Raw genomic sequence first — 25870 nt, forward strand, 5'->3', positions numbered from 1 at the left:
AATGGCTGATAAAAAAGCAACACTAACCCTGGATGGCGAAGATCCTATCGTGCTCGATGTACTGAAAGGTACGTTGGGTCAGGAAGAAATCGATGTCCGGAATCTGGGTTCCAAAGGGTATTTCACCTTTGACCCCGGCTTTACTTCTACTGCATCCTGCGAATCTAAAATTACCTATATCGACGGTGATGAAGGCATTCTGCTGCACCGTGGTTTCCCGATTGACCAGTTAGCGCTGCACTCAAACTACCTGGAAGTGTGTTACATCCTGCTGAATGGTGAACCACCAACCGAGAAAGAGTTTGAAGAATTCAAACTCACTGTGACGCGCCATACAATGCTGCATGAGCAGATTCACCATCTGTTCCGTGGCTTCCGCCGTGACTCACATCCGATGGCAGTCATGTGTGGTGTTACCGGTGCGCTGGCGGCATTTTATCATGATGCTATGGACGTCAACATTGAGCGCCATCGTGAAATCGCTGCGTTCCGTCTGCTGTCTAAAATGCCAACCATGGCGGCAATGTGTTACAAATATTCCATCGGTCAGCCGTTTGCCTATCCGCGCAACGACTTGTCCTATGCCGGCAACTTCCTGCACATGATGTTTTCTACGCCGTGTGAAGAATATGTGGTGAACCCGGTGCTGGAACGCGCCATGGACCGCATTCTGATCCTGCACGCCGATCATGAGCAGAACGCATCAACCTCTACCGTGCGTACCGCCGGTTCGTCTGGCGCCAACCCGTTTGCCTGTATCGCTGCAGGTATCGCCTCCCTTTGGGGACCGGCGCACGGTGGTGCCAACGAAGCCTGTCTGCGCATGCTGGAAGAGATCAGCACCGTTGAGCACATTCCTGAGTTCCTGCGCCGCGCGAAAGACAAAAACGATTCGTTCCGTCTGATGGGCTTCGGCCACCGCGTTTACAAGAACTACGATCCGCGTGCCACCGTGATGCGTGAAACCTGCCATGAAGTGTTGAAAGAGCTGGGCATGAAAGATGACCTGCTGGAAGTGGCGATGGAGCTGGAACACATTGCGCTGAACGACCCGTACTTCATTGAGCGTAAACTCTATCCAAACGTCGACTTCTATTCAGGCATCATTCTGAAAGCAATGGGCATTCCGTCTTCCATGTTTACGGTTATCTTTGCGATGGCACGTACCGTGGGCTGGATTGCACACTGGAAAGAAATGCATGACGATGGTGTAAAAATCGCCCGTCCACGCCAGTTGTACACTGGCTACGATCAGCGTGATTTCTCGTCAAACATCAAGAAATAATCTTCCGGGTCGGGCATGCCCGACTCCTGCAGATATGACCCGTTGGGGCGAGGCATGCCTCGCCCTGATTTATTTCTGGCATCCCGCACACCAGTAAAACGGCCGCGATGACAGCATCGTACGCTCAATCATCCCGCCACAGCGCTCACACGCCTGCCCTGCCCGGTGAAATACCTTAAAACGAAACAATGCACCATGATGATGGTTCTCATCCACCTGTCCGCGAGTCTGATAAGAGAGACGCGGTACTGCCAGTAATGCGGCGACCAGCGCATCAAGCTGGGCTTTGTTTAACGATTCTGCTTTATGGTGTGCGGCCAACTGCGCCTGCCAGAGTATCTCCACGCGCAGATAATTACCCAGCCCGGCCAGGAAAGCCTGATCCAGCAGCAGGCCGCTAAACTGACGGCGGCGAAAACGCGGCGATAACAGCCGCTCACGCACCGTCTCTTCAGTCAGCGACATATCAAGGACATCCGGTCCGATCTTTAACAGGAAGGGATGACTGGCCACCCCGTCAGCATCCAGCAGCGCAATCTCCGATGCGCTGAACAGCAGCAGCGTCTTGTCTGCCGCGGCCAGACGAACACGCAGAATGCGTTTTCCTTCCGGTAGACTGCCGGTTTTCACCACCCGCCAGACGCCGTACAACTGATTATGGCTGTACAACGTCAGGCCATTGGAAAAATGGGTCAACAAGGCTTTCCCACGGGTTTCTATCGAGACAACACGTTCGCCGATCAGCGCCTGCTGATACGTTTGCAGTGCCGGATATGCGAACCAGACATCGGTCAACACCTTGCCTTGTATTGCCTTTTCCAGTTGATCCGCCGCTCGGCGAATTTCCGGGCCCTCAGGCATAGATCCTCACTCTGAATTAATGGGTTGCGCCGCCTTCGAGGCGGATATCGTCTTCAACCGTCAAGGCAATACTGATCGCCATTTCCAGCGCCAGCACCACGGAAGCCTGCGACATGCTAGGGACGCCGGGATGCTTGACGGCCTGCTCCGGCAGATATGGGATATGGATAAAACCACCGCGCGTTTTGCGCCGCCGCAGATGGTGCAGCAAGCCATACATTATTGCGTTACAGACATAGGTTCCGGCAGTCTGCGATACCGAGACAGGTATCCCCGCTTCACGGATACCCGCCACCATCGCTTTCACGGGTAGCGTGGAAAAATAGGCTGCGGGTCCCTGCGGTTCGATAGGTTCGTCAACCGGCTGCACACCGGCATTATCAGGGATGCGTGCATCGATCACATTAATTGCTACGCGCTCAATACTGATATCAGCCCGCCCACCCGCCTGCCCAACCGCAATCACCAATTCAGGTTTAAGCTCATCGATCAGACGGGTTATCTCATCAACCGCCGCACCAAACACACAGGGTAGCTGCCGGGAGACAACTTTGGTATTACCAATCAAGCGATCGTTAAGCTGATTTACCGCCTCCCATGAGGGGTTTAACAGCTCGCCATCAAAGGGCTCAATGCCCGTAATCAGTACCGTTTTCATCGTTCCTCACAAAAACATCAGGAAATACAACAGGAAGATATTGGCTATTAACAGTAGCACGCCCGTCGGAATCTGTGCCTTGATCACTGCGTTACGGTCAGGCAACTCCAGCAGTCTGGCGGGCACAATATTGAAGTTTGCTGCCATCGGCGTCATCAGCGTGCCGCAGTAACCACAGAACATCCCAATTGCCGCCATGACGGCCGGATTACCATGATGTTGCAGCACCAGAATGGGAATACCGATGCCCGCCGTCACAATCGGGAAAGCCGCAAAGGCATTGCCCATCACCATGGTCAGCAACGCCATACCGCCCGCATACAGCACCACCGCAATAAAGCGATTATCCACGGCGAGGTAACTTTCGGTCAGATGGGAAATTGCCGTTCCCACGCCCGCACTGGTGAACAGCAGCCCTAACGTCGCCAGGATCTGCGGCAAGATAAATGCCCAGCCAATCGAGTCCAGCAGACGCCGGGCCTCCTGTAAGGACTGTGCCGGGGATTCCCGCGTCATCCTCAGTGCCAGCAACCATGCCAGCAGACAGCCAACCGACATCGAGAACAACGTAACCAGTGTGGCATGATTCCCGGCCCCGAAGACCGTCTGTTGCAGACCAGGAATATTGTTGAACATCAGAACCCCAATCACGGTGACCACCGGGATGATCAGTGCAGGCATAAACAGGCGGTTCCCCAGGCGCTCTGCCCGTTCAATACGCTGTTCCGGGGTACGCTGTGAGTAACTGCCGAGCTTAACGCCCCCCAGACCGGCAATCAGCGCCATCACGACAACCCCCACGCCAATACTGATATGCAGAGCACGCGCCCCCACCAGATCCGTGGCCCATTCCCCCACAAAGAACACCAGGCCATACAACGCCCAAAACAACCCGGTCGTCAGTCGGCGGGGATTGGTTTTATCACGCCACGACATCAGCGCCACCACCAGCAGGATGCTGCCCGCCAGCCAGTACAGATAATTTTGCTGGAACATTAGCGTCCCCCCTTCTGTTGCAGCGCACTGGCATTCAGCTTACTCAACTCGTTCGCCAGCGTTTTATCGAGGCGATGCAACCGTACTGCATGAATTAAAAACGCACAAAGCGCGGTAGGGATCCCCCACAGGGCAATATGCAGCGGTTCGGTCTGGATCCCCGCGGACTCCTGCATAAAGTTATGCATAAAGATAATCGCGCCAAAGGCGACAAAAATATCCTCACCAAAGAACAGCCCGACATTATCGGTGGCGGCGGCCATAGCACGAAGCCGGTAGCGCACCGCCGGAGGCAGTTCGCCATAACGGCTCTCAGCGGCACCTTCCGCCATCGGTGCCAGCAGTGGACGCACCATTTGGGGATGTCCGCCGAGGCTGGTCAGCCCCAGCGCTGCGGTAATTTCACGTGCAAACAGATACACAATCATCAATCTGCCCGCCGTGGCGCTTCGAATGCGCGCAATCCATGCCTGGGCACGCTCTTTCAAACCGTTGCGCTCCAACAAACCGATGATTGCCAGAGGAAGTAACAGAATAAACGGTAAATTACGGGTATTAAGGAACCCGGCACCCAGTTTTTCCAGAATATCGGCGATCGGCATCTGTGCCGCCAGACCCGTGATCAGCCCGGCAACCACCACCACAATGACCGGGTTGAACCGTAAGAGAAAACCCACCACGATGGCGGCTATCCCCGCAAGGGGCCAGAGATTAACAGCAGCGTCCATATTGACTCCTGAAACAGAAAAAAACGCCCCAACCGTGGTCAGGGCGTATAATAAGTAATCGGTATTAGCAGCTGGTCACCACAATCTGCTGCTGGCTGAATGCCTGCCGGAGCTGTCGGGCAAAATCCAGTGCGTGTGCGCCATCACCGTGCAGGCACACTGTGTCGGCCTGCACCTTCACCCATTCTCCACTCAGGCTTTGAACCTGCCCTTGTTGAATCATCGCCAGCGTTTGGGTAATCGCCTGCTGGTTGCTGTCCACCAGCGCACCGGGCTGGCCACGAGGAACCAGTGAGCCATCGGTTTGATAACCGCGGTCGGCAAACACTTCCTGCCGGGTGATTAATCCGTGCCGCACGCCTGCGCGAATCAGCTCGCTGTTGGCCAGGCCGACCAGCATCAGTCCGGGATCAACGGCGTTAACCGCTGCGGCAATCGCATCCGCCAGCTGCGGGTCGCAGGCCGCCTGGTTGTAAAGCATCCCGTGCGGTTTAACATGAACCAGCCTGCCCCCTTCACTTTCGGTCAGTGCTTTCAGCGCGCCAACCTGGTAAACCACCTGCGCATACACGGTTTCTGCAGGAAGTTGCATGGCCGTACGGCCGAAATTTTCACGGTCAGGAAAACTGGGATGGGCACCAATGGCGACACCGAACTCCCGTGCCCAGCGAACGGACTGCAACATCGTCTGCGCATCACCCGCATGGAACCCGCAGGCAATATTGGCTGAAGAGACCAGTTGCAACAGCTCGCGGTCACATGCCGCTCCTTCCCCGAGATCGGCATTAAGATCGACGTTCATCTGCTAACCCCCAGGCCATTTGATCCAGTGAGCGCTGCTGCTCATTCTTGGCATGCAGGGCATCGGACAGCGTACAGTGCACAAAATGGATCGGTTCTCCCAGACGCAACTGCGCCAGATGATAAAGATCCGCTTCGATCACGCAGGCAATACGCGGATATCCCCCGGTGGTTTGGGCATCGGCCATCAGCACAATAGGTTGCCCATTAGGTGGCACTTGCACCACGCCAGGCACCAGACCGTGTGAGAGCAGGTCACGGGTAGCATCACGCTGTAATTTCCGCCCCTGTAAACGATATCCCATACGATTACTCTGTGGGTTAAGCCGCCAGGCAGTGCGCCAGAACGCTTCCTGACTGTCTTCACTGAACTCATGATATTCCGGGCCTGGCATGGCACGCACCCGATTGCCCCACAGCAACTGACGCACCCCCGCCGGCTGGTGGAACTGGCGTGTCGGTTCGCCCAGCGGCAAAATATCACCGTCTTCCAGCTTACGTCCGGCAAAACCACCGAAACCGGCTTTCAAATCGGTACTGTCCGATCCCAGCCGCTCATCAACACGGTAACCGCCGCTGACAGCCAGATAGCTGCGCATCCCACGTAATGGCAAACTCAACGTTAAACGCTGGCCTTTTTTCACCTCGGTGCGCCAGCCGGTCCAGACGGCTTTACCATCCAGTTCGGCGTGACAGCCTGCCCCCGCCAGCGCTATCCAGCCATCGCGCTGGAATTCAGCACAAAACTGGCCCAGGGTGATTTCCAGCACCGCACTGTCGCGGGGATTGCCCACCAGCATATTGGCGGTTTGCATCGCCGGATGGTCCAGCACGCCGCCCAGGCTGATACCGTATTTTCGCCAGCCAACACGGCCGCCATCCTGAATGCTGGTGCTCATACCGGCACGAATAATCTTTAACATACCCCCTCCTTTTGCGGCACAAAGCGCACGCGGTCGCCGGGACGCAGCAACACCGGAGGGTGCGTATCCGGGGTAAAAAGTGCCGTTTTAGTGTGGCCAATCAGCTGCCATCCACCCGGTGCTGCCAGCGGATAAACACCGGTCTGGCTGCCACCGATCCCGACCGAACCGGCGGGAACCTGTACACGTGGCTCGGCGCGCCGTGGCGTATGCAACCGCTCATCTAACCCACCGAGGTACGGAAATCCGGGTTGAAAACCGATAAAATAGACCACGTAGTCCACCGAGGCATGGCAGGCCACTACCTCAGACGTACTCATGCCACTGTTGCGGGCAACCTCATTAAGGTCCGGGCCTGAATCACCGCCATAGACCACCGGGATTTCTATCAACCGGGATTCCAGCGTCAGTGATTCACTGGCTTCCCACCATTGCTGTAACCACTCAATCGCATCCAGCGCGGTCTGCTGTGGATCGCTGAGCATCACGGTGATGTTGTTCATGCCCGGCACCACTTCGATCACTTCCGGGCGATCCTGCAATCGCTGCGTCAGGCCCCAGATACGTTGCTGGCTGGCGAGCGATATTGGCGGGTCCAGCTCCAGTACGACTGCGCGTTCGCCTAACAGATAACAACGTGCTCGTTGCAAAAGGCGCCTCCTGAAAATAAGAAAAGGGAAAAAACCACTCACTCCAATGGCAAAACAGAATGGCCAGTAAGAAGGTGAGTCTGGTTAATTGCAGATATGACAGACAGTTATGCGGAATTGTTGTAACGGAGTCAACCTTCAGCGCATTCCATCAGAACGCGCTGAACGATTGGAAAGGCTCAGACAGGGTTATGAATGTCGATAAATGTCACGTCCAGGCCGTGCTCGTTTGCCAGCCACTCCCCCAGCGCTTTAATGCCGTCACGTTCGGTCGCATGGTGGCCCGCAGCAAAGAAATGCAGGCCCTGCTCACGTGCGCTATGGATTGTCTGCTCAGACGCTTCACCACTGATAAAAGCATCAACACCGAAAGCAGCGGCCTGATCGATATAGCCCTGACCGCCACCGCTGCACCAGGCCACGCGACGAATAAGCGCGGGTGCATTGTCGCCACAGTGCAGTGGCTCGCGGCCCAGTACCGTCGTGATACGTTGGGCAAACTGTTCCCCACTGACCGGCTCAACCAGTTCACCCCAGGGCAGCAGCAATGCAATTTCACCTTTTACATCAATGCCAAACAGCCTGGCAAGCTGAGCGTTGTTGCCGATTGAAGGGTGTCCGTCCAGTGGCAGATGCCAGCCAAACAGGTTGATATCGTTAGCCAGCAGCGTTTTCAGGCGCTGACGTTTCATGCCCCTGATAGCTGGCGCTTCGCTTTTCCAGAAATAACCGTGATGCACCAGCACAGCATCGGCCTCCAGACGCACGGCCTCATCGAGCAGCGCCTGACAGGCGGTGACACCGGTAATCACTTTTTTAATCTCGCGGCGTCCCTCAACCTGCAACCCGTTCGGGGCATAGTCTTTGTAATCCGCGCTGTTGAGTAACTGGTTAACCAGGTGTTCGAGTTCAGTATTTAGCATAATCAGTCCGTCTGTTTTCGTGCTGCTTCAAAGGCATCCAGCGTTTGCTGGCGCGCCTGTTTATGTTCCACGATCGGCAGCGGATAATCGAGACTTTGCTGATTTTTCTTTGCCCACTCATGCGGCTGATGGATATATTTTTCCGGCACCGCGCGCAACTCTGGCAACCAGTGGCGGATAAACTCCCCACTTTTATCAAAGCGCTCACCCTGGGTGGTAGGGTTAAAAATGCGAAAATAGGGGGCGGCATCGGTCCCTGTGGAGGCTGCCCACTGCCAGCCCCCGTTATTCGCCGCCAAATCACCATCCAGCAACTGCGACATAAAATAACGCTCGCCTTCGCGCCAGTCGATCAGCAGGTCTTTCACCAGAAAGCTGGCTGTAATCATGCGCAAACGGTTATGCATCCAGCCAAGGCTGTTGAGCTGACGCATCGCTGCATCGACAATCGGATAGCCGGTTTTCCCCTGTTGCCACGCCAGCAGCCCCTGTTTATCGTCCCGCCATTTCACACCTCGGGTCCAGCGTGTAAAAGGCTGATGCCGGCACAATGACGGCCAGGCCACCAGAAGATGACGATAAAACTCACGCCAGATTAATTCATTCAACCAGACAAACACCTGCTGATCTTCCAGCCCACGTGGGTGCTGTTTCAGTAACCGGTGCAGACACTGACGCGGAGACAGTACACCGGTCGCCAGATAGACCGACAGGCGGCTGGTGCCATCGCGGGCGGGTAAGTCACGCTGCTCGGGGTACTCCGTCACAGGCTGCTGACAAAACTCGCGCAATCGCGCAATCGCCGCCTGCTCTCCTGCCGGGAAAAGGCGGGCGTCCACCGCTTCGCGCGGGTAATCAAATGCCTTTAAGGGACGATCATCGGTTTCGATCGCCCCGCATTTCCTGACATCAGGAGCAGGCAGACACTCAGGTAATCCCTCTTTCAATCGCTTCACAAACGCCCGGCTGAACGGCGTAAACACTTTGTACATCTCACGGTTGCCGGTCAGCACGCTGCCGGGTGGCAGCAGCAGGCTGTCGTCAAATCCCTGTACCATGACATCCTGATCAAACAGCGTCTGTTCTACCATTGCATCACGCTGACGCTCGTTCACTTCATACTGATAGTTATAGAACAAACGGTCGACACGTTGATCCCGACAAAAGTCCTGTAACAAAGCCACCGAGGCAGTGAAATCATCACACTCAGCGATATGAAGAGGAATGCCTTTTTTGGCCAGTGAGCGCTGGACGTCAAGCAAGCTCTGCCAGATAAACTCCGCCTGTTTCGGCGCCATATGGTGCTGCGCCCATTGCCCGGGAGTGGCGATAAACAACGCTATCACCCGGGCATTTGCTGAACGGCAGGCGGCATGGAGTGCGTAGTTATCGTTGATACGCAGGTCATTGCGCAGCCAGACCAGATGAGTTGTCATAGTGCTCCCTGAGATTAATGCCCGTAGCGCAGACGCAGAGCTTCCGGATAAGGCGCAAAATAACGCTGTCCGGCCAGCCACGGATGCGGGAATTCCGCCATATAGTGTTTCAGTAAGGTAATGGGTGCCAGCAACGGCTGGATCCCCTGACGATAATGGTCAATCAGCCCGGCCAGCTCCTGACGCTGAGACGATGTCAGATCACGACGGAAATAGCCCTGAACATGCATCAGTACGTTGGTGTGATTGCTGCGGGAGGCCACCTGCTTCATCAGGTCCATCAGCCGCTGCCGATACTCTACTGCAAAATCCTCCAGCGATTCCCATTGATCCATTTTCGCGACAAAGGGCCCGATTTCACGGTAGTCGGGCTGAGAGTGTGCCAGTAGCAGCAGCTTGTAACGCGTATGAAATGCCATCAGTTTGGCGCGGGTCAGCCCGCTTTGCCAAAGCTGGTTAAATTCATGCAGGGCATAGACTCGCGCAACGAAATTTTCGCGCAACAGCGGATCGTGCAGGCGGCCATCCTCTTCTACGGGCAGCCAGGGCATCTGTTCCATCAGTTCCCGGGTAAAGACCCCGGTTCCGGCTTTGCGGTTATTGTTATTATCTGGCTGGTAAATGCGAACCCGTTCCATGCCACAGCTGGGGGATTTTGCGCAGACAATGTAGCCACAGAGATGATGTAGATGGCTGATTTTCTCCTGCGAGAAAGATGCCATTTTTTCTGTAACAGGGGCATCCTGTCCGTTGCTGAAACAGAGTGACACCTCCCCTTCCCCGGCTTCAGTGAGGCGCAGTGCGGGCCTGGGGGTAGGTAAACCGATAGCCATTTCCGGGCACACGGGCTCGAAGTGTAAAAAGGGCGCCAGATGTTCAGCTGCGAATTCATTGCGTTTGTGGCCGCCATCAAAACGCACCTTCTGACCTAACAAACAGGCACTAATACCCACTGGAATTTTATCGCCCATAATTATACAACCTCAGATATCTTGTACAGATTTGAGTGTAGCGCAAAACACGGTGTAACAGGCAAAAAAAATCCCGCCAGACGGCGGGATTTTTATGAATGCGAGGTCAGTTAATAGAAATCACACCCGGCAGCTTCTGCCTGTGCCAGCCAGACGGGCTGATCGCTGGTTTTCACCCAGACGCGATGCAGGTAACTGTAAAAGCGGGCACGATCGGCGCGAAACAGCATAAATGGCAGCGCAGCGATGCCGATAACCAGCACCGCAGTGCGACGCATGAAAATCCGAGCAGATGAATAGTTATGATAAAGACTCATACGTCCTCCTGAGATGATTAAAAGGGTTGTGTGTAATCTGAACAAAATATACGCCTTCAGATGTAATTTTACTACTGATCCGACCACTTTTGTCGAAATAAAAACCACCAACCGCCTAAAAAATGAAAGAAGGTTACATATTCGTTAAATATTAACCTTATAATGTGAAAAATATATCCTTTCTTTAACATCAGGGGTGAGCGCAACAATCACAGACGCCCTTCGTTCTTTTTGCTAAATTAGCCCTGTTATCATTTTTCCCGTCGTCGCGCCGCTTAGCTACTGAGGTTCTGTGTCCACAATTCTGATTGTTGAAGATGAAAAAGAGATCCGCCGTTTCCTGCGCATGGCGCTGGAAGGGGAAGGTTTTCGCGTGGTTGATGCCGAAACCCTGAGCCGGGGTTTAATCGAAGCCGCCACGCGCAAACCGGAACTGGTGATACTTGACCTCGGTCTGCCAGATGGTGATGGGACAGAATTTATTCGTGATATGCGCCAGTGGAGCAATATCCCGGTGATTGTGCTCTCGGCACGCAGTGATGAGCAGGATAAAATCACCGCGCTGGATGCTGGCGCTGACGACTTCCTGACGAAACCCTTTGGTGTCGGTGAGCTGATGGCAAGAGTGCGTGTCGCCTTACGTCATCGCCCACAGCAGGGTAACGACAGCGTGGATGCGCCAATTAATATTGGTAGCGTCACGGTGGATATTGCCGCCCGCCGGGTGATGCGCGACGGTGCGGACCTGCACCTGACGCCGATTGAATTTCGTCTGCTGGTCAGCCTGATTAACCACCCGGGTAAGGTGATGACTCAGCGACAGCTGCTGACTCAAGTCTGGGGGCCGAATGCGGTTGAGCACAGCCACTATCTGCGTATTTATATGGGGCATCTGCGTCACAAAATTGAACGCGACCCCGCCAGACCCCAACATCTGCTGACCGAAACCGGTGTGGGCTATCGCTTTATGCCATAAAAAAAGGGCTCACTGCGTGAGCCCTTCTCTTCACTGCCTGATATCTCAGGCGTTTTTCAGTACCGCACTCACAATCTCTACCGCTTCTTTCTCAATCTTCTCGCGGTGTTCAGCACCCAGGAAGCTTTCGCAATAGATTTTATAAGCATCTTCCGTACCGGATGGACGCGCAGCGAACCAGCCGTTTTTGGTCATCACTTTCAAGCCGCCGATAGAGGCACCGTTACCCGGTGCTGCCGTCAGACGTGCCGTGATAGGATCACCCGCCAGCGTGTCAGCACTGACCATTTCCGGGGACAGTTTTGACAACGCAGCTTTCTGCGCGGAAGTGGCCGGAGCCTGGATACGGTTGTAGCTTGGTGCGCCAAAGCGCTGTGCCAGTTCGTCGTAGTGCTGCTGCGGGTTCTTACCCGTTACCGCAGTAATCTCCGCAGCCAACAGACACATGATGATGCCGTCTTTATCGGTTGACCAAGGCGTGCCGTCGAAGCGCAGGAACGAAGCACCCGCACTCTCTTCGCCACCAAAACCGAAACTGCCATCGAACAGACCATCAACAAACCATTTGAAGCCAACCGGCACTTCTACCAGCTTGCGGCCCAGATCGTCGACTACGCGGTCAATCATCGCGCTGGACACCAGCGTTTTACCCACCGCGACATCTTTGCCCCACTGTGGACGATGCTGGAACAGATACTGAATCGCTACTGCCAGATAGTGGTTTGGATTCATCAGTCCCGCAGGCGTGACGATACCGTGACGGTCATAATCAGGATCGTTGGCAAAGGCCAGGTCGAACTTGTCACGCAACGCCAGCAAACCCGCCATCGCCGACTCAGACGAGCAGTCCATGCGGATCACACCATCGTGGTCAAGGTGCATAAAGCGGAAAGTCTGATCGACAGCATCGTTAACGATGGTCAAATCAAGATTGTAGAACTCCGCAATACGCTGCCAGTAGGCAATCCCTGAACCGCCCAGCGGATCAACGCCAATCTTCAGACCGGCTTTCTGGATCGCCGGAATATCAACGATCTGAGCCAGACCTTCAATATAAGGCTGGATCAGATCTTTTTCCGTCAAGTGACCGCTGGCCCAGGCCTGATCCAGCGTTATGCGTTTCACTTCTTTCAGGCTGTCTTTGATCAGAGCGTTAGCGCGATCTTCCACCACTTTCGTGACGTTCGTATCGGCCGGGCCACCGTTTGGTGGATTGTATTTAATACCGCCATCTTCAGGTGGATTGTGTGAAGGCGTGATGACGATACCATCAGCCTGAGCACCACCGGTTTTGTTGTGTTCAAGGATCGCATTGGAGATCGCAGGGGTCGGCGTATAGCCGTTATCCTGCTGAACGATCACATCAACACCGTTAGCGGTAAGCACTTCCAATACCGAGATGATGGCCGGTTCAGACAACGCGTGCGTATCTTTACCCACAAAACAAGGACCGGTTACACCGTTCTTTTTGCGTTCTTCCGCAATCGCCTGCGCGATGGCCAGAATGTGCGTCTCGTTGAAGCTATGACGGCCCGCGCTACCGCGATGGCCGGAAGTGCCAAATTTCACCGCATGCTCTGCGTTACCCAGTTCAGGCTGCAGGACATAATATTGAGATGTTAATTGTGCAACGTTAATCAAATCGCTCTGCTGGGCGGGTTGCCCGGCACGGGGGTGATTGGCCATTGGCGCTTCTCCCTGACGCTTCAGTTAGAGGGTACCGCAAACTTTCTCTGTCAGCTCCACCGGGAACTGCATCGACAACATAATGTGTTCCACCATGCTGCGCTTACGGTCAGTATTTGTGTTGGTGATCACCCAATACGGTGTGCCCGGAACGTGCTGCGGCTTGGTATGGGTGCCATTCTCTACCAACGTTTGCTGGTTGCCCGCGAAGTAAACACGCGTACGACCTTGCAGAGACTCAGTCGCTGCGCCAAACGTTTTGGCATCCAGACTGTATAAAGTCGATAGAATCAGCATAAAGCGATTCACTGCACGCTTCTGCTCCGCGTACTCATCCGAAAGCAACAGCTCACGTACCGCACGAACACGATCCTGCGGTCGGGATTCAGATTTAATACCTGCAGCGGCAGGTTCTTTGGCTGCCGCTGCAGCATTCGCCGCCACAGGAGCAGTTTGACCCGCAGTGAACTTCAGCATACGGCGCAAAATATCGGATGCGCTTTCACCAATATGCTGAGTGTGGCTGGCAATATAACGGTATAGCTCTTCGTCGACTTCTATCGTTTTCATCTTTATCCAGTACGGTTGTTGCTAGTATCAGAACCGGTTGTTCGGGGACAACAATCCACGCAACCATCATGACGTTGAGCCGATCCAGTTCTAACATCAGGATTATAAAGTTAAATCCCGCCAGGGTGTAGCGCCAGACCCGTTTCAGGGCAAAAGTCGGAATATGCCGCAAAAAGATCATACCCGCCATTCGCGCCAGCGGCAGAAATTGTGGGATCCATGATACCCTAAGCCTTGGTGCCAACTGTAAGAACTTTCTCTATGAATTTGAATTTTCGCCTGCAATCTGAACAATCCGCCACTGACGGGCTTCCACTGGTATTGATCCACGGTTTATTTGGTAGCCTGGATAACCTCGGCGTACTGGCCCGGGGATTAAAAGACGATCGCCGTTTGATTCAACTCGATGTCCGAAACCACGGTTTGTCTCCGCGTGCGCAAAAGATGGATTATGCGTTAATGGCTCAGGATGTCCTGGACACGCTTGACGCGATGCAGGTCGATCGTTTCAGCGTGATCGGTCACTCGATGGGGGGGAAGATCGCCATGGCGATTACCGCACTGGCGCCCGATCGTGTTGAGGAGATCGTAGTGATTGATATCGCTCCTGTGGCCTACACCACGCGTCATCATGACGATATTTTTGCCGCACTGAATGCGGTGACTGAGGCCGGTATCACCACGCGCAGCGAAGCTACTGCCCTGATGCGTCAAAGTATCAGTGAAGAAGGCGTTATCCAGTTTTTACTCAAGTCGTTCCACGAGGGTGTTTGGCGTTTCAACGTTCCGGCGCTGCTGGCATGTTATGAAAACATCATTGGCTGGGAGCCATTGGCCCCCTGGTCACATCCTGTGCTGTTCATTCGTGGGGAGCGTTCTCCCTATTTGGCCGATGCATATCGCGATGCACTGTTAACCCAGTTCCCGCAGGCGCGTGCCCATGTCATCACCGGCGCAGGGCATTGGGTACATGCTGAGAAACCCGATGCGGTATTACGTGCAATCCGACGTTTTTTAGCGCTGTGAAAACCATTTTCGCTGGGGTATGATGGCGCGCTAAAATTTTGCCGCTGCTGATTATCAGACGGCATAACGGCCCTATTCATCAGCAATCCAGCCTTTCAGTATTACGATTCCTATGGCAAAAGAGAACACGGACCGCACAACGATCGATCTGTTTGCAGATGAACGACGTCCGGGACGACCCAAGACTAATCCGCTGACGCGTGATGAGCAGTTGCGTATCAACAAACGCAATCAGCTCAAGCGCGATAAAGTGCGCGGCCTGAAGCGTGTCGAACTGAAAATGAACAGCGACGCGGTTGATGTCCTGAATCAGCTAGCTTTCGAGCGCAATATCAGCCGCAGTGAACTGATCGAAGAAATGCTGCTGGAACAGTTGCAACGTCATCCGTCCTGATGGTATCAGGGCCTTAGCACTCAGCGACAAAACCGGCAGCATTACTCATTTATCCGCTCACGACGGTCTGTTATCATTAGCGATATCTGCGAAAAAATCAGCAGTCACCATATCATTAAGATTCAAGAGGTTATTAAACTCATGGCACTCGTCGGCATTTTCTTTGGTAGCGATACAGGCAATACCGAAAACATTGCAAAAATGATCCAGAAGCAACTGGGGAAAGATGTTGCAGAAGTTCGTGATATTGCTAAAAGCAGCAAAGAAGACCTTGAAGCCTTTGATATTCTGCTGCTTGGCATCCCAACCTGGTACTACGGTGAAGCCCAGTGCGACTGGGATGACTTCTTCCCAACGCTGGAAGAAATCGACTTCAACGGTAAACTGGTTGCGCTGTTTGGTTGCGGCGATCAGGAAGACTATTCCGAGTATTTCTGCGATGCAATGGGCACCATCCGCGACATCATTGAGCCGAACGGCGCAGTGATTGTCGGCCACTGGCCGAGCGAAGGTTACCATTTCGAGGCCTCGAAAGGCATGGCAGATGATAACCATTTCCTTGGCCTGGCCATTGATGAAGATCGCCAGCCAGAGCTCACCAACGAACGCGTTGAAAAGTGGGTAAAACAAATTTTTGATGAACTTCAGCTAAAAGATATCATCGAAGCATAACCATAGCCGCTTGATGTGGGAGCTATCTCACATCAAGTAAGTGGTTTTTCCTATAGAAGTAATAGATACATGTTTGTAACTTTCATCTGCAAAACTGTACAATAACCCCATCGGTTACCCGCTTACTCAGCACCTGCCCCACTCTTTGAGGATGTGAGTCGCCCAAAGAGCGGTGAAGATGATGCAGATTGAAATGTTAACCCAGCCTAATTCGGGCGCGTGCTACCCTGGATGTAATGACACTTATCCTTACATCCATTGCGGTTTCAGGCACCCCTTATGGTTTTCATTTCGGAGTATCAGTTCTATACTGAGACGCACTCATCTTTTAGCGTCGACCGATGTTCAGGGCTTTTCAGCCACTAAGTGACTAGCAAAGTAACAGGACAATATCCGCATGACTGACAATAACACCGCATTAAAGAAGGCCGGCCTGAAAGTCACGCTTCCCCGACTGAAAATTCTGGAAGTGCTTCAGGAACCAGAGGGCCATCATGTCAGTGCGGAAGACTTGTACAAACGCCTGATTGATATGGGCGAAGAAATTGGTCTGGCCACCGTTTACCGCGTGCTGAACCAATTTGATGATGCGGGGATCGTTACCCGCCATAACTTTGAAGGCGGTAAATCCGTTTTCGAACTGACTCAGCAGCACCATCACGATCACCTGATCTGCCTGGACTGCGGTAAAGTTATTGAGTTCAGAGACGAATACATTGAGGAACGTCAGCGTGAAATCGCCACGCGTCACGGTATCAAACTGAGCAACCATAGCCTGTATCTTTATGGCCATTGTTCTCTGGGTGACTGTCGTGAAGACGAGACTCTGCACGACAAATAATCTGCACTGTTCAGTGTAAAAACCGGTGGCTTGCCACCGGTTTTTTTATGCCTGCGTTATAGCGATTCCTCCCGGCTAAAACGCTGCCCATCTGTCTCAAAAGGTTATCGCGTATAGAGCGGCAGCCAGCCACCATATGAAAGCAACGAGACCATGGCATTCAGTGCACCAAACAGCAGAACCAGCACAATCGGTGCCATCCCCCCTCTGACTCGCCACATGGCAGTGGCAAAACGTCGACGTGACTGCCAGGCTAGTAGCGCTGGCGTGACAACAGCCCACAACGTCGCGGCCAGCCCGGCATAACCGATTGCCAGCAGAAAACCGTTGGGCCAGATCATCGCGGCCGTTAGCGGCAGAATAAACGTCAGCAGCGTGGTTTTTAATCTTCCGGACGCGGAGTTATCCAGTTTAAAGAGATCGGCAAGGTAATCAAAAAAGCCAAGACTGACACCGAGGAATGAACAGGCAACGGCGAAGTTAGAGAAGATATCCAGTAACAGATTCAGAGAGCGATTGTGCAGTACGCCGGATAACGCCCCCACCAGTACGTCAATATTACCGCCTTGCGCGGCAATCGCTTTAAATTCGCTGCGGGGAATATTGCCCATCGTGCCGATGATCCAGATAAAGTAAATCATCAGAGCCAGCAGCGTGCCGTAAATCAGGCAACGGCTCACGCGGCCTGCATTCTTATGGTAGTAAGTCGTCAACCCGGCAATGTTGCCATGGTAGCCGAAGGAGGCCAGACAAAACGGCACCACTATCCAGAGATATCGCAGATAATCGCGATCGGCTCCCTGGCTGTCGAGCAGAATAGCCGGCTGAACATGCCACAGCAGGCCGCCAAAAATCATCAGAAAGGTGAGGATCTTCGCGCCGAGAAAAATCAGCGTCATCCGGCTGACAACCGCTGTTCCCAGCCAGATAAACAGCGCCACCAGTAGCGTAAAGAGCAGCCCAGCCATACGTGCCGATATTCCGACATTTAATTGATTGAGGCTGTGCTGAATAATCGCGCCACTGGCAGAAATGTACGCATAGGTGAGGATCCCCAGCACAAAGACCACGGACAAACCGTTGATCAGGTTCCAGCCACGCCCAAGTAAATCGCGTGTGACCGTATCAAAACTCGCCCCGATGGGATAATGCAGGCTGGCTTCCAGATACAGTAATCCGGACAGCAGCATACAGAACCAGGTCACGATCAACAGCGCGGAGGACCAGGCAAACCAGGCACCGGACATCACTACCGGCAGCGAGAACATCCCGGCACCAATAATGGTACCACTGATAATCAACGCCCCCCAGAGTGTTGACGGCAGACGAACAGCAGAAGCAGGTGTAGCCATGAAATCCCTTAGCGAATGCAATAAATAACATGCCATAAACCGGGATAATCCACTGGCTAAACGGCAAGAATGCCGCATAGTCTACACAGAATCACACTCACGAACTAGTACAGTAATTAACTGACCACCATTGTTTCCTGCAAATAGCGCCAGCGAGGTGGCGTACAACCGCAATCAATCACCGCCAGTGAAATACGGTGGGTTTGATTATCCCCCTGCCGTTGCCACTCGTGATATTGGATCGCCACTTCCTGGCCAAACTGAGAGATCACTTTGCAGTTTTCAATCGTGATAGCAACACCCTGCCGTTCGCCGACCAGACGAGTGAACAGCGCAGTCACCTCCTCCATCGACAGACTTTTTCCGCTGGGCGCGACCATGATAAAATCGGGTTCAAAATGTCGCAACAGCTCAGGGACAAAGCTCCCATCTCCGTGAAACACTTTCTCAATAAGCTGATGCAGTACAATGATACTTTCACAGGCTTTTTCGGTTAACGCTGACATACAACATCCTTATGACGGGCGTGGCGATAAATCATCCACAAGGGGAACAGGCCGGTAACTGCGGCAACAACAAAGACCTGATGATAAGACTGAGCAGCAGAATAGTGGCGGCTCATCAACGTAAACAGCAGTGTAAACAATGCGGCGCCGAGGCTGAATGAAAGCTGACGATTAATATTCCATATCACACTGGCCCGCGTCATCTGCTCATCGTGAAAATCAGTCAGAGCACTGGTTTGTGCCGTATTGGCACTGATTCCACCGCCAATCCCCATCAGCAGATAAGCCGCATTCAATAGCATCACCTGTTCGGGACTCTGTACCAGCGCCAGCAGCACGATGCCGCCTGCATGTAAGACCAACCCACAGCTGAACAGGGTCAGTGCGCCCAGACAATGGTAAAGACGACCACATACCAGCATCACCACCAGTGCCCCACCACCGTACAGCAGCATAAATGCTCCACAACGTTCGGCAGAAAAATGCAGGCACTGTTGCAGATAAAAAATGTTGAGCAGGTTCACACCGGTGAAGATGCCCGGCACGGCGTAGTAAATGACCACCGCCAGCTTTAGCCGGGGATTACGCAACAGCTTCAAATCAATCACCGCCTGGGGTTGACGATGGTAATGGCGCAAATAGCCGATAGCCAGGCCCAACGCGGCCAGCAGCCATAACGATGCAGAAATAAGAGACCCCGCCTCCGCAAGCTGCGACAACCCAAGCAGAACGGCAGCCAGTGCCAGGCACACCAGCAGAATGCCACGGATATCAGGCCGGACTGCCACCCGCGTTTCACGCTGCACCCACAGCGCGGCCAGCGCAGCGGCCATCAGGCTGAACGGAATATTGCACCAGAAAATCCAGCGCCATGAGAGGCTGTCGACAATCATGCCGCCCAGCAGCGGCGACAGTGCTGGCGCAATCAATGCCACGCTCATAATCAGGGTCGATATGGTTGCCCGTTCCTTGCCCTTAAACAGATTAAATGTCAGAGCCTGCCCCACCGGGATGAGCAACCCTCCCGCCATACCCTGTACAAAACGCCACATTACCAACGTGATAAACGTATCTGCCAGACCGCAGCCCAGTGCCGCCAGGCTGAACAGCAACATCGAGGCCACCAGCACCCGGCGAGCACCATAACGCCCGGCAAGCCAGCTGCTGATTGGGATAATCACCGTCAAGCCGAGTATATAGCTGTTGGCCACCCAGCCGAGCGAACCGCTGGCTATACGCAGTTCTCCCGCCATCTCCGGCAGCGCAATCGCCGACATAAAAATATTAATACAATCAATAAAGAAGCCGAGCAGGAAAATTACTGCTATGCGGTAGCGATAGCTCATAGTCATACCTCCGGGCGCAGCATAGCGGCGATTGACCACGGAGATCGACTGGCATACAGTGAAAAGATTGTTCGATATAAGTAAACAATCCCATGCATGCTCAACTGGATAAAATTCACACTTTTTTTGCGGTCGTGGAAAGCGGCAGTTTTACCCGCGCCGCCGATAATCTCGGCTTAAGTAAGGCGATGGTCAGCCTGCATATTAAGACACTGGAACAGGTACTCGGCGTCGCCCTGCTGACGCGCAATACCCGTAACCTGGCGCTGACAGAGAGCGGAAGCCAGCTCTACCAGGATTTTAAGGGGATCTTCTGCGATATCGACCTTGCCGTAAGTCGCATCACCGATGACAGCCAGCCGCTATCGGGGGAACTGCGTATCACCTCCACCTGGGAGTATGGCCAGCAGTTCCTGATGCCACCCGTAGCCCGTTTTTGCCAGCGTCACCCCGCGCTCACCCTGAGCTATAACGTCGGTGCCTCGCTTGATGACCTGGTGAGCAACAAACTGGATGTGGCTATCCGCCTCGGCACACTGCGCGACTCCTCGCTAAAGAGTCGCAAATTGGGGGAATACCGTATTGTGCTGGTGGCGTCGCCGCTGCTGATGGCCCGCTATTCGCTGCAACAGCTCAGTGAGGTGGGCACCCTGCCATGGATACACAACAGTAATCTCTCCCATCCCGGCCGCTGGCATTTCCAGCGCGGGCAGGATCGTTGTGAAGTGAAAAGCGAAGCACGTTACAGCGCCAATTCTGCGCAGATTATGCGCCAGATGGCACTGGCCGGAATGGGCGTGGCGGTGCTGCCTGAATGGCTGGTGACAGACGATCTGGCCAGCGGAGAATTACAGCTTCTGTTCAATGACTGGCAGCTACCGGTACAGCCCGTCAGCGCTGTCTTTGCCACCCGCACCGCTCTGCCGCGTAAAACGCGGATGTTTATTGATTATCTGTGTGCCGAATTATAAGTAGCAGACGAAAAAAAGGCCGCATCGGCGGCCTTTTATCAGCAAATAGCGGTTTACTCGCCCACTTTTGCCCAGGTATCACGCAGGCCAACGGTGCGGTTAAACACCAGATTGCTGGCACTGGAATACACGCTATCGGCACAGAAATAACCTTCGCGCTCAAACTGATACGGCGCAGAGGCTTCCGCCTGCTGCATACCCGGCTCAACAAAGCCCTGGCGGATCACTAAAGAATCCGGGTTGATGCTGGCGAGGAAGTCTTCTGCCGCTGCCGGGTTCGGCACGCTGAACAGGCGATCATAAAGACGGAACTCCGCTGGCAGCGCATGAACAGCCGATACCCAGTGGATCACGCCCTTCACTTTACGGCCGTCAGCCGGATCTTTGCTCAGAGTATCCACATCGCAGGTACAGAACAGGCAGGTGATGTTGCCTTCGTCATCTTTCGCCACACGCTCGGCTTTGATCACGTAAGCGTTACGCAGGCGGACTTCTTTGCCCAGCACCAGACGTTTGTACTGCTTGTTCGCTTCTTCACGGAAATCAGCGCGATCGATATAGATCTCACGGCTGAACGGCACTTCACGTGTTCCCATTTCTGGCTTGTTCGGATGATTCGGCATGCTAATCATCTCGTCATGATGCGCAGGCAGGTTTTCAATCACCACTTTAACCGGATCCATCACCGCCATCGCGCGCGGTGCATTTTCGTTCAGGTCGTCACGAATACAGGATTCCAGCGCAGCCATCTCAACGATATTATCCTGTTTTGTCACGCCGATACGGCGGCAAAACTCACGGATAGACTCAGCGCTGTAACCACGGCGACGCAGACCAGAAACAGTCAGCATGCGCGGATCGTCCCAGCCTTCCACCACATTCTCAGACACCAGCTGGCTCAATTTACGCTTAGACATAATGGCGTATTCGAGATTCAGACGGGAGAACTCATACTGACGCGGGTGAACGGGAATAGTGATGTTATCCAGCACCCAGTCGTACAGACGACGGTTGTCCTGGAACTCCAGCGTACACAGGGAGTGGGTAATGCCTTCCAGCGCATCCGAGATGCAGTGGGTAAAGTCGTACATCGGATAGATGCACCAGGCGTTACCGGTCTGATGATGTTCAGCAAATTTAATACGGTAAATCACCGGATCGCGCAGCACGATAAAGTTGGAAGCCATATCGATTTTAGCGCGCAGGCAGGCGGTGCCTTCGGCAAAGCCACCGGCACGCATTTTGGCAAACAGCGCCAGGTTCTCTTCCACACTGCGATCGCGGTAGGGACTGTTTTTACCCGCTGACGTCAGGCTGCCACGGTATTCACGGATCTGCTCAGGCGACAGTTCGTCAACATAAGCCAGCCCTTTGGTGATCAGTTCAACAGCATAGTTATGCAGCTGTTCAAAATAATCAGATGAGTAGCGTACTTCACCGCTCCACGTGAAACCCAGCCATTGCACATCGCGCTTGATCGACTCAACAAACTCCAGATCTTCTTTCACCGGGTTGGTGTCATCGAAGCGCAGGTTGCACTGCCCCTGATAATCTTGTGCGATGCCAAAGTTCAGGCAGATCGATTTCGCATGACCAATATGCAGATAGCCATTCGGCTCAGGCGGGAAGCGGGTATGCACTGAGCTGTGCTTGCCGTTCGCCAGATCTTCGTCGATGATCTGACGAATAAAGTTAGTTGGGCGGGCTTCAGCCTCACTCATCTCAATTTCCTCAATAGTGCATGGCTTAAATTAGCTATGAAATAACGGAGTATGATCCACAAAGCAGAGAGGGGAAACAACCGTTTGTTGCGGGAATCACATAAAAAAAGGGCGGGAATCGCTTCCCGCCCTGTCACAGTCGCATCAGTCGACGGTGTTAGCCATTAATTTCAACGATTCGGGTCTCACCCGCTACCACGGTTTCACCGGCCAGCAGCGTTAATCCCGCGAAATCATCAATGTTGCTGATCACCACCGGACTGATCATCGAACGGGCATTCGCATTCAGGAAGACAAGGTCCATTTCCAGTACTGGCTGACCCGCCACTACCGTTGAGCCTTCTTCAGCCAGACGCGTAAACCCTTTACCTTCCAGTGCAACCGTATCCAGCCCCATGTGCACTACAATTTCGACGCCGTTTTCGGTTTCAAGACAGAATGCATGGTTAGTATTAAAGATTTTCACCAGCGTACCGGAAGCCGGAGCAACAACGGTGCTACCGGTTGGCAAGATGGCCAGGCCGTCGCCCACGGCTTTGCTGGCGAAGGCTTCATCAGGCACCTGGTCAATGGCAACAACCTTACCGCTAACCGGTGCAACCAGTGTACCGATCACCCCTTTAGCCGCATTGGGTATTGCCTGCGGAGCGGCGACTGGCGCAACAGGTTTCGAGCTCGCCGCTGCGGCAGCAACCGGGCCTTTAGCAATCTGCTTTTTCATCTCTTCGGCGATGGATTCTGCTTTCGCACCCACAATCACCTGAATGGTCTGCTTGTTCAGTTTCACCACCCCGGAAGCCCCCAGGCGTTTACACTGTGCATCATTCACCAGCGATGCATCTTTAACGGACAGACGCAGGCGAGTGATGCAGGCATCAATAACATTAAGGTTATCCGAGCCACCAATCGCACCAATATACTGGCGGGACAGGTCTGCCAGGCCCTCTTCGGTATTGCTGTTCGCTTCATCTTTTACCAGCAGGTCGCCTTCATCTTCGCGGCCTGGCGTTTTCAGATTGAGCATACGGATCACTGCGCTGAACAGAACGAAGTAGACTACAAAGGCCACCAGCCCCATCACCAGCAGCAACCACACATTCTGGCTGGCCGCAGGCAATTTATACATCAATACATAGTCGATGGCGCCCGCAGAGAAAGAGAACCCGGCATGAATGCCCAGCGTTGTCGCCACAAACAGACTGATGCCCGTCAGCAAGGCGTGGATCAGATACAGCATCGGCGCCAGGAACATAAACAGGAATTCCAGCGGCTCGGTCACACCCGTCAGGAATGCGGTCACCGCAACAGAAAGCAGCATACCGCCAACCATTGGACGGCGCGCTTTCGGTGCAGCCAGATACATCGCCAGTGCAGCACCCGGCAGACCAAACATCATGATCGGGAAGAACCCGGACATGAACATCCCCGCCGTGCCGTCACCCGCATAGAAGCGGTTGATATCACCGTGGACCACAGCACCGGCCGCATTGGTGAACTCACCAATCTGGAACCAGGCAATAGTGTTCAGCACCTGATGCAAACCGGTTGGGATCAGCAGACGGTTAACGAAACCGAAGATACCCGCACCGAAAGCCCCCTCAGAGACAATCCACTCACCGCCGGAATGAATTGCCGCCTGAACCGGAGGCCAGACATAACCAAACACCGCCGCCAGCACCAGACAGAAAAAGCCCGTCGCGATAGGTACGAAGCGTTTACCGCCAAAGAAGCTCAGGAAGTCAGGCAGTTTGATGTCAGCCCAGCGGTTGTAGGTCATACCGGCTATCAGGCCCGTAATAATCCCCGCCAGCACACCCATATTGACCGTTGGGTTGATGGTCACCATCGCTTTGGTCAGAATAAAGTAACCCACAGCACCAGCCAGCGCGGCAGCACCGGCGTTGTCTTTAGACCAGGTCGACGCCACACCGATAGCAAAAATCAGTGCGAGGTTGTCAAAAATCGCCCCGCCGCCCTGTGCAATAAACGGCATATTGAGTAAATCAGGCTGGCCGAAGCGCAGCATCAGTGCAGCAACAGGCAGCACGGCTATTGGCAGCTGTAACGACCGCCCTAATCTTTGAAAGAATCCTAAAATATTCACCATTTCCCCCTATGAGACCCGTTAAGGCGGCAAAAACCGTCTGTTTTTTTTCACGGTTTTTTTTGTCAGCCCGACACTACACACCACGAAACGAAGTGTAAAAAAAAATTAATTCGCTTCGCAAATTAAACCGTCATATATGTGATTAAAATCACCTAAAAACGCATTATTCTTAGCATATGGCTGGTCAACAGCACAAACTTATTTTATGATTCGAAAAATCAAAACGGACAAATCCCTCTGTTGCATGATGGTAATCGCGTTACGCTTACCAGAACAACGACAGAGCACCGTTTTAACTTAATACCTAACTCTGCTTATATACGAGGTGCAACATGAGACTGATTCCTCTGGCAACACCAGCCCAGGTCGGAAAATGGGCGGCACGCCATATTGTAAATCGCATCAATGCGTTCAATCCTACCGCCGATCGTCCGTTTGTCCTGGGCTTACCCACTGGAGGCACACCGCTGGAAGCCTATAAACATCTTATTGATATGCACAAAGCGGGCCAGGTCAGCTTCAAGCATGTTGTGACCTTCAATATGGATGAATATGTCGGCCTGCCGAAAGAGCACCCGGAAAGTTACCACAGTTTTATGTTCCGTAACTTTTTTGATCATGTTGATATTTCAAGTGAAAACATCAACCTTCTCAATGGTAATGCACCGGATATTGACGCAGAATGTCGCCAATATGAGGAAAAAATCCGTTCTTACGGCAAAATTCACCTGTTCATGGGTGGCGTAGGAAATGACGGACACATTGCCTTTAACGAACCCGCTTCCTCTCTGGCGTCTCGTACCCGTATTAAAACGCTGACTCACGATACCCGCATCGCCAACTCACGCTTCTTTGGTGGCGACGTCGACCAGGTGCCAAAATATGCCCTGACGGTGGGTGTGGGTACATTACTGGATGCAGAAGAGGTGATGATTCTGGTCACGGGCCATCTGAAAGCTCAGGCGCTGCAAGCCGCAGTAGAAGGCAACGTGAATCATATGTGGACCATCAGCTGTTTGCAGCTGCACGCGAAAGCGGTCGTGGTGTGTGATGAACCGTCCACGATGGAGCTGAAGATGAAAACCGTGAAGTATTTCCGCGAGATGGAAGCTGGAAATATTAAAGATCTGTGATCATCCCTGGTCGCTGTCGT

At 53.5% G+C, this 25870-nt stretch carries 26 protein-coding genes; 8 read left to right on the forward strand and 18 right to left on the reverse strand.

Annotation, left to right across the window (positions count from 1 at the left end; translation table 11 throughout):
* Position 1 precedes the first annotated feature (1 nt).
* Entirely contained in the window at positions 2 to 1285 is a 1284-nt protein-coding gene (locus tag HHI26_RS04925) for a citrate synthase (protein ID WP_133845518.1), read from the forward strand.
* A 69-nt stretch (positions 1286 to 1354) separates the two neighbouring features.
* Here HHI26_RS04925 and nei read toward each other — a convergent pair whose 3' ends face one another.
* The 11 genes from nei to HHI26_RS04980 form a co-directional block, all read right to left on the reverse strand.
* Positions 1355 to 2146, reverse strand: a complete 792-nt coding sequence (gene nei, locus HHI26_RS04930) for an endonuclease VIII (RefSeq protein WP_133845520.1) — start codon at positions 2144 to 2146, stop codon at positions 1355 to 1357.
* 16 nt (positions 2147 to 2162) lie between these two features.
* Positions 2163 to 2804 carry a pyroglutamyl-peptidase I gene (gene pcp, locus HHI26_RS04935; protein ID WP_133845522.1) on the reverse strand — a complete coding sequence of 214 codons (642 nt, stop codon included), beginning with the start codon at positions 2802 to 2804 and terminating at the stop codon, positions 2163 to 2165.
* Between the two features lie 6 nt (positions 2805 to 2810).
* On the reverse strand, positions 2811 to 3800 hold the full coding sequence (locus HHI26_RS04940) for a DUF979 domain-containing protein (protein ID WP_159337432.1): 990 nt from the start codon (positions 3798 to 3800) through the stop codon (positions 2811 to 2813).
* Positions 3800 to 4528: a DUF969 domain-containing protein gene (locus HHI26_RS04945; protein ID WP_133845526.1), complete on the reverse strand. Its 729-nt coding sequence runs from the start codon at positions 4526 to 4528 to the stop codon at positions 3800 to 3802. Before HHI26_RS04945 ends, HHI26_RS04940 begins: the two co-directional genes overlap by 1 nt.
* 64 nt (positions 4529 to 4592) lie before the next feature.
* A complete protein-coding gene (gene pxpA / locus HHI26_RS04950) occupies positions 4593 to 5330 on the reverse strand; it encodes a 5-oxoprolinase subunit PxpA (RefSeq protein WP_133845528.1) in 738 nt (245 codons plus the stop codon).
* Positions 5314 to 6252 carry a 5-oxoprolinase subunit PxpC gene (gene pxpC, locus HHI26_RS04955; protein ID WP_133845530.1) on the reverse strand — a complete coding sequence of 313 codons (939 nt, stop codon included), beginning with the start codon at positions 6250 to 6252 and terminating at the stop codon, positions 5314 to 5316. Before pxpC ends, pxpA begins: the two co-directional genes overlap by 17 nt.
* The gene (pxpB, locus tag HHI26_RS04960; RefSeq protein WP_171148736.1) at positions 6246 to 6902 is read right to left on the reverse strand and encodes a 5-oxoprolinase subunit PxpB; all 657 of its coding nucleotides are present in this window, start codon (positions 6900 to 6902) and stop codon (positions 6246 to 6248) included. The genes pxpC and pxpB overlap by 7 nt, the downstream gene beginning before the upstream one ends.
* Before the next feature lie 179 nt (positions 6903 to 7081).
* On the reverse strand, positions 7082 to 7825 hold the full coding sequence (locus HHI26_RS04965; RefSeq protein WP_133845534.1) for a type 2 GTP cyclohydrolase I: 744 nt from the start codon (positions 7823 to 7825) through the stop codon (positions 7082 to 7084).
* A 2-nt stretch (positions 7826 to 7827) separates the two neighbouring features.
* Positions 7828 to 9261, reverse strand: coding sequence for a deoxyribodipyrimidine photo-lyase (phrB, locus tag HHI26_RS04970; RefSeq protein ID WP_171148737.1), 1434 nt, complete (start codon positions 9259 to 9261; stop codon positions 7828 to 7830).
* 14 nt (positions 9262 to 9275) lie between these two features.
* Positions 9276 to 10232 carry a 2-thiouracil desulfurase family protein gene (locus HHI26_RS04975; RefSeq protein ID WP_133845537.1) on the reverse strand — a complete coding sequence of 319 codons (957 nt, stop codon included), beginning with the start codon at positions 10230 to 10232 and terminating at the stop codon, positions 9276 to 9278.
* Positions 10233 to 10342: 110 nt separating this feature from the next.
* Positions 10343 to 10549: a YbfA family protein gene (locus HHI26_RS04980; RefSeq protein WP_133845539.1), complete on the reverse strand. Its 207-nt coding sequence runs from the start codon at positions 10547 to 10549 to the stop codon at positions 10343 to 10345.
* A gap of 292 nt (positions 10550 to 10841) precedes the next feature.
* Here HHI26_RS04980 and kdpE point away from each other — a divergent pair, with 292 nt between their 5' ends.
* Positions 10842 to 11525 (forward strand): two-component system response regulator KdpE, encoded by a 684-nt coding sequence (gene kdpE / locus HHI26_RS04985; protein WP_133845540.1) that lies wholly within the window; start codon positions 10842 to 10844, stop codon positions 11523 to 11525.
* 45 nt (positions 11526 to 11570) lie between these two features.
* On the opposite strand, the gene pgm is transcribed toward kdpE, so the two are convergent.
* A complete protein-coding gene (gene pgm / locus HHI26_RS04990) occupies positions 11571 to 13211 on the reverse strand; it encodes a phosphoglucomutase (alpha-D-glucose-1,6-bisphosphate-dependent) (RefSeq protein ID WP_133845542.1) in 1641 nt (546 codons plus the stop codon).
* Between the two features lie 24 nt (positions 13212 to 13235).
* Positions 13236 to 13781 (reverse strand): replication initiation negative regulator SeqA, encoded by a 546-nt coding sequence (gene seqA / locus HHI26_RS04995; protein WP_133845544.1) that lies wholly within the window; start codon positions 13779 to 13781, stop codon positions 13236 to 13238.
* Between the two features lie 261 nt (positions 13782 to 14042).
* On the opposite strand from seqA, the gene ybfF reads away from it, so the two are divergent.
* The 4 genes from ybfF to fur all read left to right on the forward strand — a co-directional run bounded on the left by ybfF (position 14043) and on the right by fur (position 16714).
* Positions 14043 to 14807, forward strand: a complete 765-nt coding sequence (gene ybfF / locus HHI26_RS05000) for an esterase (protein ID WP_133845546.1) — start codon at positions 14043 to 14045, stop codon at positions 14805 to 14807.
* A gap of 112 nt (positions 14808 to 14919) precedes the next feature.
* On the forward strand, positions 14920 to 15201 hold the full coding sequence (ybfE, locus tag HHI26_RS05005; RefSeq protein WP_133845548.1) for a LexA regulated protein: 282 nt from the start codon (positions 14920 to 14922) through the stop codon (positions 15199 to 15201).
* 141 nt (positions 15202 to 15342) lie between these two features.
* Positions 15343 to 15873: a flavodoxin FldA gene (fldA, locus tag HHI26_RS05010; RefSeq protein WP_133845550.1), complete on the forward strand. Its 531-nt coding sequence runs from the start codon at positions 15343 to 15345 to the stop codon at positions 15871 to 15873.
* Between the two features lie 397 nt (positions 15874 to 16270).
* Positions 16271 to 16714: a ferric iron uptake transcriptional regulator gene (gene fur, locus HHI26_RS05015; protein WP_062748415.1), complete on the forward strand. Its 444-nt coding sequence runs from the start codon at positions 16271 to 16273 to the stop codon at positions 16712 to 16714.
* Between the two features lie 104 nt (positions 16715 to 16818).
* Here fur and mtr read toward each other — a convergent pair whose 3' ends face one another.
* The 3 genes from mtr to HHI26_RS05030 all read right to left on the reverse strand — a co-directional run bounded on the left by mtr (position 16819) and on the right by HHI26_RS05030 (position 19918).
* Positions 16819 to 18066 carry a tryptophan permease gene (gene mtr / locus HHI26_RS05020; RefSeq protein ID WP_171148738.1) on the reverse strand — a complete coding sequence of 416 codons (1248 nt, stop codon included), beginning with the start codon at positions 18064 to 18066 and terminating at the stop codon, positions 16819 to 16821.
* A 116-nt stretch (positions 18067 to 18182) separates the two neighbouring features.
* Positions 18183 to 18572, reverse strand: coding sequence for a hypothetical protein (locus HHI26_RS05025; protein ID WP_171148739.1), 390 nt, complete (start codon positions 18570 to 18572; stop codon positions 18183 to 18185).
* Positions 18560 to 19918, reverse strand: a complete 1359-nt coding sequence (locus tag HHI26_RS05030; RefSeq protein WP_171148740.1) for an MFS transporter — start codon at positions 19916 to 19918, stop codon at positions 18560 to 18562. The genes HHI26_RS05025 and HHI26_RS05030 overlap by 13 nt, the downstream gene beginning before the upstream one ends.
* Before the next feature lie 92 nt (positions 19919 to 20010).
* On the opposite strand from HHI26_RS05030, the gene HHI26_RS05035 reads away from it, so the two are divergent.
* Positions 20011 to 20889: a LysR family transcriptional regulator gene (locus tag HHI26_RS05035; RefSeq protein ID WP_171148741.1), complete on the forward strand. Its 879-nt coding sequence runs from the start codon at positions 20011 to 20013 to the stop codon at positions 20887 to 20889.
* Positions 20890 to 20942: 53 nt separating this feature from the next.
* Here the strand turns inward: HHI26_RS05035 and glnS are convergent, their stop codons facing one another.
* Complete coding sequence (gene glnS / locus HHI26_RS05040) at positions 20943 to 22610, reverse strand: glutamine--tRNA ligase (RefSeq protein ID WP_133845560.1); 1668 nt, start codon at positions 22608 to 22610, stop codon at positions 20943 to 20945.
* A 157-nt stretch (positions 22611 to 22767) separates the two neighbouring features.
* Complete coding sequence (nagE, locus tag HHI26_RS05045; RefSeq protein WP_133845774.1) at positions 22768 to 24714, reverse strand: PTS N-acetyl glucosamine transporter subunit IIABC; 1947 nt, start codon at positions 24712 to 24714, stop codon at positions 22768 to 22770.
* A gap of 335 nt (positions 24715 to 25049) precedes the next feature.
* On the opposite strand from nagE, the gene nagB reads away from it, so the two are divergent.
* Complete coding sequence (gene nagB, locus HHI26_RS05050; protein WP_133845562.1) at positions 25050 to 25850, forward strand: glucosamine-6-phosphate deaminase; 801 nt, start codon at positions 25050 to 25052, stop codon at positions 25848 to 25850.
* Positions 25851 to 25870 lie beyond the last annotated feature (20 nt).

The organism is Erwinia sp. JH02, from assembly GCF_013074405.1.
Classification (GTDB): domain Bacteria; phylum Pseudomonadota; class Gammaproteobacteria; order Enterobacterales; family Enterobacteriaceae; genus Erwinia; species Erwinia rhapontici.